Below are 15,761 nucleotides of genomic sequence, written 5' to 3' on the forward strand. Positions count from 1 at the left end.
GAGGGCTTAACTCTTGGAGTAGAGGAGCTAAGACATGCTTAGCATGCAAGTCTCTGGTAATCTTGCAAGCCACTAAGCCAAGCAACTAAGCTAGGGGAGTGTGTTGAGTAGCTATCTTTAGCAACTTGATGTGCTGGTTTTTAGAGATCGATAAAGGATGGAGTTTGAAGATACTTGTGAGTGCACTAGAGGTGAGTGCTAATGTGCATTTAAAGGTTTTGCGCACTTATCTTAAAAATGTTGAATGGTTGGGTATTTACGACGCGCTAGAACCTGAAGATCAGCCTCTATTTAGCCCTAGACAGTTCTCCATCATGGGGTTTAAAGAGGTGGGACTTAAACTAAGTTTTTTTTATAAGGCATTGCGCCAGATGAGTGCGCTCTGCGCACAAGCCGATCTCGTACTCTTAATGGATTCGAGCTCCTTCAATATTCCTCTGGCTAAACGCATTAAAGCGCGCACCCCGCATAAGCATATTATCTACTATATTCTCCCCCAAGTGTGGGCATGGAAGAGTTACCGTGCCAAGATTTTAGAGCGCTACTGCGATCAATTAGGGGCTATTTTGCCTTTTGAGTTGAGTTATTACTCCCATAAGGCAACTTATGTCGGCCACCCACTTTTGGATGAAATTCCCCTGTATAAAATCCGCCCACAAGGGCATGGAGTGGTGTTTATGCCCGGTAGCCGTCAGCAAGAAATACGCGCGATTTTTCCCATTTTTGTAGAAGTGGCGCGCGCTCTACCCGGTTCGCGCGTGTTAGTCGTGCCCGCAAGTCTAAAAGGAAGTGATTTGGAGGTGCTCTATGGCAAGGACATCGCCCTATTTGAGATCTCCTACAACGCACCCCAAAGCCTCTATGAGGCTGAATTTGCCTTCATTTGTAGCGGTACGGCTACTCTGGAGGCTACTTTGATTGGCACGCCCTTTGTGCTTGCCTACAAAGCTAAGGCCTTAGATTTTTTCATTGCAAAGCGCTTGGTTAAGCTCACTTGTATCGGGTTAGCCAATATTTTTTACAATGCCTTGCATCATGAGCGACCGGGTCGTGGGACAACCATGCTTCACCCTGAATACATTCAACACGGCTTGCATGCGCAAAATTTATTACAAGCATATAGCACAATGGATCGCGTCCACTTTGTGCGTGAATCCCAACGCTTGCGTGCCTATCTCCATACGGGAAGTGCACAGAGTGTGTCAGAGTGGATTAAGAAAGCTCTTGGCAATCCTTCTACACATTCAAAGTAGCGTGTCTTACTGGCTGAGGATGGGTGGGATTTCTGCCAAGAACGATTCAATTCGGTTCTGCTAACATGCCCGCATTTCAAAAGGAGTATAGATGCAAATTCAACATATTAATGCAAGTCAGATTTTAGATAGTCGGGGTAATCCCACCCTAAAGGCTAAGGTGGTGCTGAGTGATGGGAGTGTGGGCGTAGGCATTGTGCCTAGCGGGGCAAGCACGGGCAAGAGAGAAGCCTTGGAGCTTAGGGATGGCGACGCGCAAAAGTTCTTAGGCAAAGGAGTCTTGCAGGCATGCCATTTTGTCAACCAGCAAATCAACACAGCTCTACAGGGCAAAGACCCCTACGATCAAGCAGGCGCAGATGCGAGCATGCGGGCTTTAGACAACACTCCTAATTACGCACATTTAGGGGCAAACGCGGTTTTAGGCGTGTCTATGGCGTTGGCACGCGCCAGCGCGCAATCTCTACGCCTGCCCTTGTACCGTTATTTAGGGGGACTTAACGCACGCGTGTTACCAGCTCCCATGCTCAATGTGATCAATGGGGGGGTGCATGCGAATAATTCTTTAGATTTTCAAGAATACATGATCATGCCCTTGGGGTTTGAAAATTTTGCCCAAGCTTTGCGCGCAGGAGTGGAGGTTTATCACCATCTCAAAGCGATGTTGGCTCAGGCTGGGCATAGTGTAGGCGTGGGAGATGAAGGAGGGTTTGCACCCAATTTTAAGAACAACACAGAACCCTTAGAATGGTTACTTAAGGCGATTGAAAAGGCAGGTTACAAGGTTGGGGAACAAATTGCCTTAGCCCTAGATGTTGCTAGTAGCGAGCTTCTCACAAAAGAGGGGCGTTACATGCTCTCTAGTGAAGACAAAGCCTTAGAAACAGAGGAGCTGATTGAATACTATGGCATGCTCTGCCGTGAGTATCCCATTGTTTCTATTGAAGACGCGCTAGGTGAAGAGGATTACGAAGGATGGGCGCAACTGACTAGTAGCTTGGGGCACAAGGTCCAACTTGTGGGAGATGACCTTTTTGTAACGAATAGAACGCTTTTGCAAAAAGGCATTGACTCCAAGTTAGCTAACGCTATTCTCATCAAACCCAACCAAATCGGCACCCTTTCTCAAACCCTAGAAACAATCCGACTTGCCCAGCGAGCGGGTTATGCCTGTGTGATGAGTCATCGCAGTGGAGAGAGTGAGGATAGTTTTATTGCCGATTTTGCCGTAGCACTCAACACAGCGCAGATTAAAACAGGCGCGCCCGCGCGCGCAGAGCGCACTGCCAAATACAACCGCCTCCTAGAAATTGAAGAGGAGATGCAAGGGGAATATTTGGGGGCCAAACTCTTTTAATGAAAATATGGCTCATTGGATTTATGGGGAGTGGCAAAAGCACCATTGGGAACTTACTCGCCTCTGAGTTGGGCTATCCCTTGATTGATACGGATTTGGTGATCAGTCAAGAATGTGCCCTGAGTATTACAGAAATTTTTACACGCTATGGTGCAGCGCATTTTAGAAATTTAGAAGCCCAACTGATCGCACGCCTTCAAGAGGTATCCCCATGTGTGGTAGCAACAGGGGGAGGAATGCCCATTTACAACACACTAGGGGAGGGAGTGGTGTGCTATTTGCACACCGATTTTGCGCACCTGCATGCGCGACTCTTACAAGATAACACCCCCCGCCCCCTTTTTCAGGACATCCAAACCCTCCACCAACTCTATTTAGAGCGCCTACCCATTTACACCCGCATCGCCCAATACCGTATCAATGCAAACCAACCCCCCGCTCAAGTGGTGACTGAGATACTGAAATTCTTAGCATTCATATCCTAAAGTATGCGGATGGTTAGCGTTAATGTTATTGCGCTATAATGCCCGCTGTTGGGATACCATGCTGTATGACACTAAGCGTGGGTTGTGGGTTTTTAGACCTCGTATTTTGTAAATCTCTACTTTATTAGGAGCGAGTTTGTTAAGACCTCTTGAAGTTGCGCGCGTGCAATGTCTTTGCCAATCACCAGATACTAGATCATGATCACTGCGCTGGAAAACACAGAGGCCCTCGTTCTAGGTATAGTGGGGTTGATTACAGGGATTACGGCAGGATTCTTTGGCATTGGAGGGGGTGAAATCGTTGTGCCAGCGGCCATTTTTGCAGGCTTTAGTTACAGCCATGCCGTAGGGATTTCTCTAGCTCAGATGCTCTTTTCTTCTCTAGTAGGCTCGCTCATCAATTATAAAAAGGGTTTGCTAGATTTACAAGAAGGAGCGTTTGCGGCCATAGGAGGCTTAATAGGGGCTCTTTTAGGGAGCTTTTTACTCAAGTTTATTGACGATCGTATTCTGATGGCCGTGTTTGTAGTGGTGGTGTGCTACACTTTCATAAAATACGCCTTTGGACACAGAAACCAGCAACATAAGCACTTTCAAACAGCACACTTTCATATGCACTCCCAAAAAAAGCCCTTTAACATCTCTATAGGGCCATGGCATCTGAGTAAAACCCATGCAATTTTAAGCCTAGCAGGTTTGATTACGGGTATTTTTTCCATTCCACTGGGCATGGGTGGAGGGATTTTAATGGTGCCTTTCTTGGGTTATTTTTTAAAATATGACACCCAAAGAATCGTGCCCTTAGGGTTGTTCTTTGTGATTTTTTCTTCTCTCTCAGGAGTGATTTCTCTATACCATTCAGGGGTGCTTGATAGTCGTGCGCTGCAGGCAGGCTCTATAACGGGATTAGGGGCTCTCTTGGGGGTGGGCATAGGTATTAGGTTAATTATGTTAGCCAATGAGCATATCCATAAAGTCCTTTTGCTCTGTATTTATCTCTTAAGTATTCTAGCCACACTCTACAAACTCATAGAGTCCTTGATCTAATGCGTGTTTTTGTTATCCACCTCTCTAAAGCCACCTGTACCCAACATGGTTTACATGAGCGCGATATTACACCGCTTTTAGAAGCCCTATGCACCCAAAAGCAACATCAAATAGAGGTTTTTGATGCGATCTATGCTAGGAGTGATGGAGGCTTGCACCCTTTGGTGCGCGCCCATGCACAAGCTTATTTTGTGCGTCCTGATGTGGGGCTTGCTAAAGACTTCAAAACATGGCCAGAAGCGTGCTATTATGCACTCAAATTCAGGGGTAAAATGATGAGCTTGAGTGAATTGGGTTGTTATGCGAGCCATTACACACTTTGGCAGCACTGCATAGATTCCCAAGAACCTCTTTGTATTTTAGAAGACGATATCACTCTACAACCCCATTTCTTTGAAAGCTTAGAGTTTTTACAATCTAATTTGGCCTCTTTGGGTTGGGCGCGCTTGATGCACCTATTTGATTATGCCAAAACTCCCACAGCGACTCCCGGAGTGCAAGAAATCAAAGAAAACACATGCGGGAGTGGCGCACAAGGTTATTGTATCACTCCTAAGATAGCAGCTGCATTTTTAGCTGTGAGCAAAAAATGGGTCATGCCTGTGGATTGGGTTATGGAAAATCACTATGTGCATGGTATTCCAAATCTTGTCCTTGAACCTTTTAGTATCGTAGAAAATCAGTCCCTAAGCACTCAGGGCAATATCGCAAGAGAGGATAGCCACTATGACATCTTCTTGCGCCTTCTGAGAGAGTTGAACCGATTCTATGTCAGACTCCAAAACTCTAAATAATCTTGCAGGGCTTCAAGAGGCCTTGCTCAAATGGTATACTCAACACGGGCGCAAGGACATGTCCATCCGCCATCTAAGCGGTCCTAACGCCCCCTATCAGATTTATGTTTCAGAAATTATGTCGCAACAAACCCAAATTAATGTCGTGCTAGAGCGATATTTCACTCCTTTCCTAGAAACTTTTCCCACTTTAGAGGCTTTAGCTAGCGCTCCCTTAGAGCATGTATTGTGCTTGTGGAAGGGACTAGGTTATTACGCACGGGCTAAAAATTTACACAGAAGCGCGCAGATTTGTTGCCAACAATACGACGGACAACTCCCTCAAGACTATGCCCTATTGCGTGCCCTACCCGGTATTGGGGCGTATAGCGCACGCGCGATCCTCTGTTTTGGTTTTAGGCAGACAATAGGAGTGGTAGATGCCAATGTGGCTAGGGTATTGATGCGCCTATTTGCCATCGTGCCCAAGCAAACTAAATTAGCTTCTCTACTCCAAGAGCGCGCTGATACTTTTGTCAACCCGCTCAACCCCTTTGATCACAACCAAGCTCTCATCGATTTAGGCGCGCTTGTGTGCACTAAACAGCCCCAATGTGGCGCATGCCCTCTAAGTTTTGCATGCCAGGGTAAAGACGCGCTAGAACAATTCAGTATCTTCAAAAAAACTCCCAGTATTCCTTTGGATTTGCATTGTGGAGTATGCGTAGAGGATAAACAGATTTATCTCCACTATGCGACACAGGGTTTATACGCCCATCTCTATCAGTTTCCCCTTTTGAAAAACCAGGAGCTTGTCGCTCTCCCCTTGCTAGGGAGTGTAAGGCATAGCTACACCAAGTACCGCGTGCGTGTCATGCTTTACAAGGCTAAATTGGAGGACTTACAGCCAGAGGGATTAAGACAGATTGACCTCAATAATTTGGATCGCATTCCCATCAGTGGGCTGGGCGCAAAAATTCTAGCACTATGGCGTAAATCCATGCCATCACTCCATGACTAGACGCGTTTTTTTACTCGAAGACGATGTGCTCTTGCATAGTTTGATCAAGGATTTTTTAGAGCAGGCGGGTTATTGTGTCATCGGTGCTTACGACACTCCAAGCGCTTTGGAAATTTTGAGCCAAGAATCTTTTGATCTCTTGGTGCTAGATGTGCAACTACCCGGTAGTGCCAATTTTGAAACCCTGCAGGTGGTGCGCGAGTTGGAGATTCAAGCTCCAGTGGTGGTGATTAGTGTGTTGGGCGATATCGCTTCCTTGAGAAAAGCCTTTAGGATTGGAGCGAGCGATTATCTCAAAAAACCCTTTGACCTAGAAGAGTTACAGGTGAGAATCGAGCGTCTATTGGTAGCCCAAAAGATCACCCTCAACGCACACACACACTATGAAAACGGAGTGTTATGCGTGGGAACAGAGCGATTTTTTCTCACTTCCAAAGAGAGGCAATTACTGGAATTCTTTTTACAACACCCCCACCAAGTGCTCAGTAGCGATCAGATTATCGCCAATGTGTGGAGCTATGAGAGCGGGGTGGATCATTCCACTTTACGCACCTATATCAAAAATTTACGCAAACTCTTAGGCAAAGAGAGCATTCACAATGTCAAGGGTTTAGGGTATTATCTTTGTCTATGAAACTCAATAGCTACCAACGGCAATCTCTATGGCGTTTTTTGGGAATTTATTTGGGTTCTTCGTTTGTGTTGATGGGCACAATCGCGCTTCTGTTTTTATTCTATGAGAAAAATGCACTCTTACATAATATCCAGCAACACATGCAATTACAAGCAAACAATCTTGCCCAAGATATTGTGCTCGAACACATGGAAGCCACGCCCAACCCCTTTGAACGCCTCGCCCTCAAACACAATACTCTAGCTTTCGTGCTCTTAGACGCGCAAAACAAAGTTCTTTACAAGCACAATTTTCTAGGAGGTAGTAGTTTAGTCTTCTTTGGCGCGGCCAAAAACTTCCCCCTATTTTTAGAGAAAGAGGACGCATTTTATTTGGTAGACAACAAGACTTTCGGGCATCTAGGTGTGATCACACTCATTTTACAACATCCTAAACCCTCTCATCTTTTTGCCCCGCTTTACCGCTCTATTTTCTTAGTCTTGCTGGGGGCTTGCGTGTGTGTGGGTGTGATGGCGTATTGGCTAGCACGGCTATTTTTAAAACCTATCAGCGATGAGGTAGCGCGCTTGGACCGCTTCAGCAAGGACATCGCCCACGAACTCAACACCCCCATTGCCGCCCTATTGATGAGTGCAAAACATTTGGCGCGTCACACCCCCCAAGCCTTAGGGATTTTAGTGAGCGCGCGGCGCATTTTCTACTTGCATCACCAATTAGCCTATCTTTTCATGCAGGATTTGCGCCGCGATGAACCCAGTTTATTAAACCTGCAAACTCTGGTAAGCCAACAAATCAGCGCCTTTGCCGATATGGCGCATTTCTACCAAATCCAACTCACCCACGACCTAGCCCCTAAGATTGTCAAAGCCCTAGAAGAGGACATGGTTACTTTGGTAAGCAATCTGTTAATGAATGCCATCAAATACACCCCTCCTAAGGGCGCGGTGCATGTGCGTTTGCAAGACAATCTTAGCATTAGCAATACCGGGCAAGCTTTAAGCCCCCAAAGCATAGAAGCCTTGAGCATGCGCTATGCGCGCGGCACACACACAAAAAAGGGGTATGGGATTGGCCTAGATTTAGTCAAAAGCATTTGCGCGCAATACCACCTCAGCCTTGAGGTCAGCCATGAGGGCTCTTGCAATGTTTTTCGCGTGCGTTTTCCAGCAAAGAATATGTTAAAATAGCCCCCTATTCTATTAATTGGGAGGATCACCATGCAAGCAACTTTAGAAAAGTTAGAACAAGAAATCAAAACCGCCAAGCGCGCATGCCGCTTGGGTAAGAGTGTTTTGGAGGAGGGGCTAGAAGTTAAAACAGAAGCTCAAGAATTGCACGCCAAATTTAGCGCACTCACAGAAGCACTTACACATGTAAGCAAGGCCTTAGATGAGCATTATGCCAATTTAGAGGATGATGTAGCCTTAGAGGAAGTGTTAATTGTGCTCAAACGCGTTAGAGCTAGGATCAACACGCCCCTAGCCAGCCTAGAACAAGCCAGCACAGCTAAAGAGGCTTTAGACTCTCTAGCCAGCCTTGAAAAAAGTGTTTTAGATGTAGAAGGCGTGCTAGTTGCCCTAAAAGAACACCCCGTCTTAAACACCCCCACCAGCCTCAAAGCCGCGCCCAAAATGGCTAAAAAATATTGCCCCCAGAGCAAAGAAGAGCTTAAAAAGTTGGTGGCTGATGAGAGCGTGCATTTGGGGGAGATTGATATTAGTAAGGTTACGGATTTAAGTTTTGTGTTTTCGCATTATTCGGGGGGGGGGGTACGCCCGCTTTCGCGCGTAAAAACTTTGAGGGCTTAGAAACTTGGGACACTTCTCATGTAACAAATATGCGGGGCATGTTTTATCGGGCGACTTTGTTTAACCATGACATTTCTAATTGGAATGTGTCTAGAGTTAGGGATGTGAGTTTGATGTTTTACAGATGTGAGCTTTTCAATCAACCACTCAATGACTGGGATGTATCTAGTGTGGAGATTATGGAGTTTATGTTTTTGGGTTGCGGAGATTTCAATCAACCACTAGATGATTGGGATGTTTCTAGGGTAAGAGCCATGTCAATGATGTTTCAAGGGTGTGAAAATTTTAACCAAGACTTAAGCGATTGGGATGTGTCTAGTGTTGGTAATGAATGTATGCATGAGATGTTTAACGATTGTCGTGAGCTTAGGTATAAACCAGATTGGTATGATGGGCGTATCCCTAGAGATTTTCGCCACTGAGACACTATAAGACACTCTAGGATTAAAAGCTACGGGGGGGCTTACGCTTGCTAGTGCTATGCCCTAGCTCCCTAAAAATCCAAAACTAACTTTTGCTATAATCCCCTCTATGCAAAACTTTCAAAAAATTCTATTCATTGGATCGGGTCCCATGTCTAGGGCAGGCGTGCGAGTTTGACTACTCCTCTAGCATTACCCTTAAAACTCACATCTGCCCACTTAAATCCTCTGCTTGAGAGGTTTTAGACAGCTTACGATTTAGAGACGATGAGTCCAGCCTCTTTCAGGAAGCAGGAGGGTTCGTAATCGATGTTGCGCTGTTTGTCCTGTTTGGCATAGGAGAGATAGAGGTGGTCCTTAGCGCGTGTGGCAGCCACATAGAATAGACGGCGTTCTTCCTCCAAGCTTCCACTTTGTTTAGCTAACTTGGTGTTGGGAAAACGCCCCTCCATTAGATCGATCACATACACTTCTTGAAACTCTAGGCCTTTACTCGCGTGTACACTGAGTAAATGCACCCCCTCCCCGCTAGAGGCCTCCCTAGACCCTAGCACCATCGCATTCATAAAATCTTTCAAAGTAGCATAGGGTTTGGCTAGATTCACCAAGAGGTCTACCTTGACCTTAATTCTGTGTTGGGCGTCCTGCGCGCGGGTAGAGTCTATGCTACCATCTTTATTTTTGGCACGATCGGCACTGATTTTTTTGACAATCTCCATCCACCACGAAGATTGGGCAATTTTGGCAATACTGCTAGCAGGTTGGCATCCCCCTGCGTGTTGGCAGAGTGTGAAGAGCGATCCTAAGAAGCACGCCATAGAAGGGGTGATCTTAGGGTGGCTTAAAAGAGGATGGGATTTAAAAGCAGGGGGCACATTGAAGCGCGCCTGACTCTGCGCACTAAATTGCGCATCAAAGAGACCTATCTGCGGGGTTTTGAAAGGTTTTTGATCGTTGGGGCTCACCAAACCTTGTAAACTATCCCCATCGCCTAGTACCTGCAATGCATGGTAAAACTCCTTGCCTAACGCCGCGCCCACGCCCGGAGCATGGTTTAAGAGTTCCAGTGTGGCAACCATGTCCTTGGGGTGACTCAAAAACGCACATACATTGAGCATGAGTTTTATTTCTTTGCTCTCAAAGAAACTCAAGCCCCCCCTACGCTTGGAAGGAATCCCCAATTGGCGCAAAGAGGCTTCGCATCCATCAGCACTGGCATTATTTCTAAAGAGCACTGCTATATGGTCATACCCCTCTTTTTTGCGTGCAATATGGCGGGCAATTCCTTTGTATTGCATCATGAGTTCGTCGTATTCTAGGAGGGTGGGTAAAGAGGGACTGGCAGTTTTAACCACCTCGAGGTTTTTAGGATAAATGCGGGGGTTGTGCGCAATCACACGATTGGCTAAGTCTAAAATAGCCCGTGATGAACGATAGTTCTTCTTCAGGGTAAAGACACGCGCACGGGGATACTTGCGCGTAAAATTGCTGATGATGGAGATATCCGCTCCATTAAAAGCGTAGATACTCTGATCATAGTCTCCAACGCAAAAAAGACTTGGTGGTTTGAGGGCATCCAAAATGGAATCTTGCAGGGGATTGGTGTCTTGGTATTCATCACAGAGCACCTCACTAAAATGCTGCGTGGGGGCGATATGCTGGCGGTAGAGCAAGAGGAGATCGTTGTAATCGACATATTGATACTCTTGCTTGATGGCACAGAATTGTTCCAAGATATTCTCGTAAGCTAGGGCATAGGGTTCTTGCTCTGGCTTACGCACACACAGCCATGTAGCAAAGTCTTGCGGGCTTTGCGCATTGACATAGAGAGAATACAAATCGTAAAGATGACTCGCGGTGTAAAAGTTATTTTCAACATTGAGTGGACAGGTTTCGATAATGCTCTTGAGCAAGACATGCAATTCTTTGGGCTGCTTTAAACTCAAATGCGCATGGAACTCTCTCAGATGACGATAAGCTAGCGCATGAAAAGTACCTGCTTGGATATGCTGGGCGTGTGGCGTGTAAATTGCTAAACGCTCCCTCATCTCCAAACTAGCCTTATTGGTGAAAGTTAAGAGCAAAATCTCTTGAGGGCGTGTTCCATGCGCCAAGAGGTGTAGAATACGCCCCACGATCGTAGAAGTCTTGCCTGTGCCCGCCGAGGCGATCACCAAATTATGCCCGGGCTTGGCCTGCGTTGCCTCTTGTTGTTCTAAATTGAGTTGCAAATAAACCTACTATTTTTGAGCGGCCTCTACCTCGATATTGAGTGCAATCGCGTCGCCTACGCTGTGGATAGAGGTGCTAGGAGCGAATTTGAAATCTGCGCGGTTGATCTTGCCATTGAGGGAAAAACCCAGTTTCTTGCGGCCATTTTGCTGGGCTATGCCTCCAATTTCAGCTTGTAACACCACTTTGTGGGAAACCCCCGCGATATTCAAGGTGCCCACTACACGCCCGCGCTTGGAGTCTAGCTTTTGATATTCATGCATTACGAAGTGGAGATCGGGGTATTCTGCGACTTTAAAGAAGTCATCCGAGCGCAGGTGTGTATCTCTCTTGGAGTTGCGCGTGTTGATGGAATCCGCTTTAATGGTGGCTTCTAATTTCTTAAAAGTATGGCTGGCTGGATCGTAATCGATGATTGCGCTGTAGTCCTGAAAATCGCCACGCACACTGCTAACCTTTAAATGTTTGACCTTAAAACCCACATGGCTGTGAGCCTTGTCAATTTCATATTCCTGGGCTACCAACCCAGCACTCAAAACACATGACACAAACAAACATTGTAAAACGCGTTTCACTGACTTCCTTTTTTTTGTAAGATGTGGGCATTATAACACAAACTTCTCATTGACATACTCTCCCATAACTAAAGTTAGGGGATTCTAGCTTTAGTGGAGATCGCGGCTTCAAGCGGGACAGCTCCGTTTGGAGTCTTACACTCCCTATTCCAAAGGTTGATGCCCCAACCCCAAGGGTATTACCCCTTGATTGCACAAATATTAGCACAAGCCTGCTGGTGCTAGCCTTATGGCGCGAGTGGTAAAACCAACATAGAATGCCTGCTAGGCATTCAAATTGGTTGCGCCACACCCCTATATCCTCACAATGCCTTAGCCTGCCTTTAAAGCTGTGGGGTGGAGGCTCTTATTGTATAATGGGCGCTTTAAAAATATAAGGAGGCACTATGAAACTAGCTAAATTTGCTTTAACTTGTGATGGGGAGAAGATCACCAGCCTAGAACAGCTCAAAGAGCATTTTAATCTCTTAGATGTACTGGAGCACTACAAAACGAATACTTTGTGGCGTTGGCTTAGATCAAGGGGGTATCAAAATGAATTAGCAGGCATAGAGGCGATCACAGCTACGCAAGATACAGAGATTTTAAGCGCGCTATGTCAGGTGTTTGGAGTAGAGGCAGATCAACAGATGATCCAAGAGGTGTTGGAGGATCGAAAGAATATGGAGGAAAAAGAGGCGTTAAAAGCGGAGATAAAGGGTCTTAAAGAGCAAATTAAGACCTTGCAATCACCCCCTACAACAGCAAATCCTTGTCTGGAGGAAAGATTAAAGATTTATCAAAACCTTAAAGATGAGCTTTTAAAGCCTAGAGGTCTAGCAAGGGGTAAGGCAACCTTGAAAGAATTGCTAGAAAATTATGCAGATTTTTTAGAACAAGACAAACGCGAGATCGCTGATCGTCTATATACACTGGGCGATTCTACTAATGATGAAGCGGTTGCTCTCCAAAAAGTAGCAGGCTGGATTATGGGTAGTGTCTTAAGTGCGGTAAAGACAGGTGGCATTTTAGAAAACCCCGCGCTTGCTGAGAAGAGTTGCCAAGCTCTATTGTTCTACTTTTTAGCTCATCCCATTTTCAAAGCAGATGAACTTGATCAGTGGAGTCATTGCTTGCCATATTCTTTAAGTGATATGGCTGAACTTTTGGGCGTAAGAACCCGCACAATCACTTTAGATTTTGACACTTTGCAAGCAAAAGCCCATGTCTTTGGGAGGATTGTTTGTTTTGAAAATTCTCTATGGTTGGATGGTATACGATTTGTAGATAAAAATAACCAACCGCTTAAACACATCGGAGGTAGCTTATTTATCTCTGATGCCATAAAGATTATATTGAACGGCGACTTATTAGCACTCAGCGCAAACCATAGAAGAGTACTAGGCATACAGACTTTAGACTATCTTGAGCTCGATCTCTAAGGACTCCCATGCCCACAGATTTGACCTATCAGTCCAAAAGGCTTAAAATAAAGTGGTGTATGAGAGGAGGTTAAATGCCCAACAACGAGCATAAAATCTTTATTAAAACATCCCTAGAAAATATCAGAAAAGCCCACAATGAAAATTATTTAAGTATTTTTGCTGGGGCTGGAATCAGTGTTGGTTCTGGTTTGCCATCGTGGGACAAATTGATGGAGACCTTTAGAGAAAAACTTTATGGCAAGGTGGAAAGAGATGAGGATTATCGTATGCGTGCCGAGAAGTTTCTTGAACAACATAGCATGCCATCACCGAAAGAATTAGTAGACTTTATAAAGGAAGTTGAAAAAAAGCTTAAAAAAGAACTCCGTGATGAGATCAAGAGGGGTGGAGATTATTATCCTGTCTTGGCTGAGAAGTTTTTTAATCAATTTGGACATAATTTTTATTACCAAACACTAGGAGAGCTAATTCCTAGCCATGTCCAACCAAATAACCTGCATTTAAAAATTGTAAAACTCAATCTTAAGAATCTCATCACAACGAATTGGGACAACTTGTTTGAAAAAGCCATTAATGAAGAGGGTATGTTTTTTGACATCATCAAGTCAGATGCAGATATGGGAAACTCTACGGGTTTTTCAAAACTTATTAAGATGCATGGAAGTTTAGATAGGGAAAATATTGTTTTTTGCGACAGAGATTATTTAGAATACAGCCAAAATTTCCCCCTCATTGAGAGCTATATCGAAGGGGTCTTCTCGACCGATCTTGTTGTTTTGGTGGGTTATTCTCTAAGCGATCCCAATGTCAAACAGATTATTTCTTGGGTAACTTCTTGCTCAGAGAATATAAAACCAATTTACTTTATTAAAACAGATGCCGCATTTGATTGGATTGAATTTGAGTTTTATAAAAACAAAAATATTCATGTCTTGTATCTTTCTGAAATTTTTGGCGAGGGATTAGATAAGGAGCAAGAACATGTAGAGGAATTAAAAGATTTCTTTAAAGAAATCAAAAAAAGAGAGGAAAAAGAGTACGATTTCGCACCGATCTTAAGTGATCGGGAGATAGAAGACATCGATCGCGACTTTACATATTTTAATTTCAGCGCATTAGAGGCAAGAATTAAAAATTTAGCAATGTCTAAGGGAGCATCGCTCAGAGATAAACTCTTAATGTGCTTTTTGCGTTTTGAAAACCGCGCTGATGATAAGAATATGTTAGATATTTACCCACCACCATACAGAGAAATATCAAAAGAAGCTTTTAAAAATAGAGAGTTAAAAATATGGTTTCTGAGTGAATTTAATAGATTGGATTTCTACCCTAGTCTGCATAGTGAGCGCAACAGCGATGAGTGGGTGGAGAAATTCTTAAAACTACCTCTAAGCGAAAAAGAAAAGTTACAATTCGTTATCCAACTTCCTAGTTACTTTGATCGGCAACTCATTGATATATACCACTCACTAATGCAAGTCTTAAAAAAGCGTTCATACGAAGAGAATGATTGGTTTTACATTGAGGAAATCGAGCCCGGATCCTTATTTTCTCACGATCATGAAGACTCCTGCTCAAAAGAAGCATTACGAGTGCTCCGAGATTTTGATCGAACCAGAATTGGCAACTGCCTGACCATTCCAAAATTTGAAAAATATAGGACACTCTATACAAGAGCCATTGAGTGTTGTTGGTGTGCAATCAGTTTAAGGGCTCTGTCAGAAAATGAAACAATTTTTAGTCATAGCATTAGGTATTTTCTTACTGGGGAACTAGAAGATATCTTTCGAATATACATCACCAACCCGGCTTTTCGGATTAAAATCGATCAAGAATTTTTAAAGAAGGTTTTTACAAATATTTGTCATAGCTTCAAAGAACATGGGAGTTTTACACCTAGAAACGGCGAATGGTTTAAAAATTTCCTCTTGTTAGCATCACATTGTGTGCTCGAACGAAATACCTTTGAGAGGATATTAGAGGAGGTTAATGACAAGATCAAGAAAGGTTGGATGAGTTCTACCCACTATGGCCAATTTGGGGAATTTATATTCGGACAATTTGAGAATGATGCGCTCAATTGGCACAAAGGTTTAGATTTGTTATTGTCTTTTCTCAATCTTTTTGTTGAAAATAAGGCGAATTTAAATGATTGTGATATGGCAGCGGAGTCAATTTTTCCAATGATACTAAGAAAAATACAAGGAATCGATGCAACACACAAAAATCTGATTATCGACTTTTTAAATACCATCCACCAAAATTGCAAATATGTCTGTGTATTTGACACTAGCGAAATTAGGGAATCTAGCCCTGCTCCAAAACCACCTCTTGACTTAAAGAACTTGAAAGTGAAGTTCACATTAATCAGAGACAACTCTCCATTCCTCCCTCTCATCAAAGCCCTTTACCGATCCAGCGATGAGGATGTCAAAAAAGCCATAAAAGACAAATTACAATATATCTTAGATCACAAAGAGGATTACGCGCAAACTAAGGCGAGTGAAAAATATTGCAAATGGCTTAAGGAATTGATTGAGAAACTGGATAATGTAGCTTCCATGTAATTTGCATACTTTAAGTCTTTTATGCAGATTGAAAGGCAAAAAGTCCTATAATAGAGGTTTATTTTTTAAGGAGGATTATATGAAATTAGCTAAATTTGCTTTAACTTGTGATGGGGAGAAGATCACCAGCCTAGAACAGCTCAAAGAGCATTTTAATCTCTTA

At 44.1% G+C, this 15,761-nt stretch carries 14 protein-coding genes; 12 read left to right on the forward strand and 2 right to left on the reverse strand.

The features are described from left to right. Positions 1-164 precede the first annotated feature (164 nt). From lpxB to KCO92_RS07490, 10 genes are all read left to right on the forward strand, one after another. On the forward strand, positions 165-1,253 hold the full coding sequence (lpxB, locus tag KCO92_RS06410) for a lipid-A-disaccharide synthase (protein ID WP_104696118.1): 1,089 nt from the start codon (positions 165-167) through the stop codon (positions 1,251-1,253). A 91-nt stretch (positions 1,254-1,344) separates the two neighbouring features. Continuing rightward, on the forward strand, positions 1,345-2,610 hold the full coding sequence (eno, locus tag KCO92_RS06415; RefSeq protein ID WP_104696113.1) for a phosphopyruvate hydratase: 1,266 nt from the start codon (positions 1,345-1,347) through the stop codon (positions 2,608-2,610). Then, on the forward strand, positions 2,610-3,095 hold the full coding sequence (locus KCO92_RS06420; protein ID WP_104696112.1) for a shikimate kinase: 486 nt from the start codon (positions 2,610-2,612) through the stop codon (positions 3,093-3,095). Before eno ends, KCO92_RS06420 begins: the two co-directional genes overlap by 1 nt. Before the next feature lie 198 nt (positions 3,096-3,293). After that, entirely contained in the window at positions 3,294-4,142 is an 849-nt protein-coding gene (locus KCO92_RS06425; protein WP_411710212.1) for a sulfite exporter TauE/SafE family protein, read from the forward strand. Further along, complete coding sequence (locus KCO92_RS06430) at positions 4,142-4,936, forward strand: glycosyltransferase family 25 protein (protein ID WP_104696111.1); 795 nt, start codon at positions 4,142-4,144, stop codon at positions 4,934-4,936. The genes KCO92_RS06425 and KCO92_RS06430 overlap by 1 nt, the downstream gene beginning before the upstream one ends. Continuing rightward, the gene (locus KCO92_RS06435; RefSeq protein WP_104696110.1) at positions 4,911-5,936 is read left to right on the forward strand and encodes an A/G-specific adenine glycosylase; all 1,026 of its coding nucleotides are present in this window, start codon (positions 4,911-4,913) and stop codon (positions 5,934-5,936) included. The genes KCO92_RS06430 and KCO92_RS06435 overlap by 26 nt, the downstream gene beginning before the upstream one ends. After that, positions 5,929-6,570, forward strand: coding sequence for a copper response regulator transcription factor CrdR (gene crdR / locus KCO92_RS06440; RefSeq protein ID WP_104696109.1), 642 nt, complete (start codon positions 5,929-5,931; stop codon positions 6,568-6,570). The genes KCO92_RS06435 and crdR overlap by 8 nt, the downstream gene beginning before the upstream one ends. Further along, positions 6,567-7,757, forward strand: coding sequence for a sensor histidine kinase (locus KCO92_RS06445; RefSeq protein ID WP_104696108.1), 1,191 nt, complete (start codon positions 6,567-6,569; stop codon positions 7,755-7,757). Before crdR ends, KCO92_RS06445 begins: the two co-directional genes overlap by 4 nt. Positions 7,758-7,787: 30 nt before the next feature. Beyond that, complete coding sequence (locus tag KCO92_RS07485; RefSeq protein WP_233710513.1) at positions 7,788-8,378, forward strand: hypothetical protein; 591 nt, start codon at positions 7,788-7,790, stop codon at positions 8,376-8,378. A gap of 29 nt (positions 8,379-8,407) precedes the next feature. Next, positions 8,408-8,800 (forward strand): BspA family leucine-rich repeat surface protein, encoded by a 393-nt coding sequence (locus KCO92_RS07490; RefSeq protein ID WP_247598965.1) that lies wholly within the window; start codon positions 8,408-8,410, stop codon positions 8,798-8,800. A 251-nt stretch (positions 8,801-9,051) separates the two neighbouring features. Here the strand turns inward: KCO92_RS07490 and KCO92_RS06455 are convergent, their stop codons facing one another. Further along, positions 9,052-11,031 (reverse strand): ATP-dependent helicase, encoded by a 1,980-nt coding sequence (locus KCO92_RS06455; protein ID WP_104696107.1) that lies wholly within the window; start codon positions 11,029-11,031, stop codon positions 9,052-9,054. Positions 11,032-11,040: 9 nt separating this feature from the next. Beyond that, positions 11,041-11,607: a YceI family protein gene (locus tag KCO92_RS06460; protein WP_104696106.1), complete on the reverse strand. Its 567-nt coding sequence runs from the start codon at positions 11,605-11,607 to the stop codon at positions 11,041-11,043. A 386-nt stretch (positions 11,608-11,993) separates the two neighbouring features. On the opposite strand from KCO92_RS06460, the gene KCO92_RS06465 reads away from it, so the two are divergent. After that, positions 11,994-13,028: a hypothetical protein gene (locus tag KCO92_RS06465; protein ID WP_104696105.1), complete on the forward strand. Its 1,035-nt coding sequence runs from the start codon at positions 11,994-11,996 to the stop codon at positions 13,026-13,028. Positions 13,029-13,102: 74 nt separating this feature from the next. Next, positions 13,103-15,598, forward strand: coding sequence for an SIR2 family protein (locus tag KCO92_RS07495; protein WP_233710511.1), 2,496 nt, complete (start codon positions 13,103-13,105; stop codon positions 15,596-15,598). Positions 15,599-15,761 lie beyond the last annotated feature (163 nt).

This window comes from Helicobacter salomonis (assembly GCF_017979425.1).
Taxonomy (GTDB): domain Bacteria; phylum Campylobacterota; class Campylobacteria; order Campylobacterales; family Helicobacteraceae; genus Helicobacter; species Helicobacter salomonis.

Bases quoted from the DNA above. Each gene is read 5' to 3' on its own strand.
- eno (WP_104696113.1), top strand. From the start codon at position 1,345: ATGCAAATTCAACATATTAATGCAAGTCAGATTTTAGATAGTCGGGGT.
- KCO92_RS06420 (WP_104696112.1), top strand. From the start codon at position 2,610: ATGAAAATATGGCTCATTGGATTTATGGGGAGTGGCAAAAGCACCATT.
- KCO92_RS06425 (WP_411710212.1), top strand. From the start codon at position 3,294: ATGATCACTGCGCTGGAAAACACAGAGGCCCTCGTTCTAGGTATAGTG.
- KCO92_RS06430 (WP_104696111.1), top strand. From the start codon at position 4,142: ATGCGTGTTTTTGTTATCCACCTCTCTAAAGCCACCTGTACCCAACAT.
- KCO92_RS06435 (WP_104696110.1), top strand. From the start codon at position 4,911: ATGTCAGACTCCAAAACTCTAAATAATCTTGCAGGGCTTCAAGAGGCC.
- crdR (WP_104696109.1), top strand. From the start codon at position 5,929: ATGACTAGACGCGTTTTTTTACTCGAAGACGATGTGCTCTTGCATAGT.
- KCO92_RS06445 (WP_104696108.1), top strand. From the start codon at position 6,567: ATGAAACTCAATAGCTACCAACGGCAATCTCTATGGCGTTTTTTGGGA.
- KCO92_RS07485 (WP_233710513.1), top strand. From the start codon at position 7,788: ATGCAAGCAACTTTAGAAAAGTTAGAACAAGAAATCAAAACCGCCAAG.
- KCO92_RS07490 (WP_247598965.1), top strand. From the start codon at position 8,408: ATGCGGGGCATGTTTTATCGGGCGACTTTGTTTAACCATGACATTTCT.
- KCO92_RS06465 (WP_104696105.1), top strand. From the start codon at position 11,994: ATGAAACTAGCTAAATTTGCTTTAACTTGTGATGGGGAGAAGATCACC.
- KCO92_RS07495 (WP_233710511.1), top strand. From the start codon at position 13,103: ATGCCCAACAACGAGCATAAAATCTTTATTAAAACATCCCTAGAAAAT.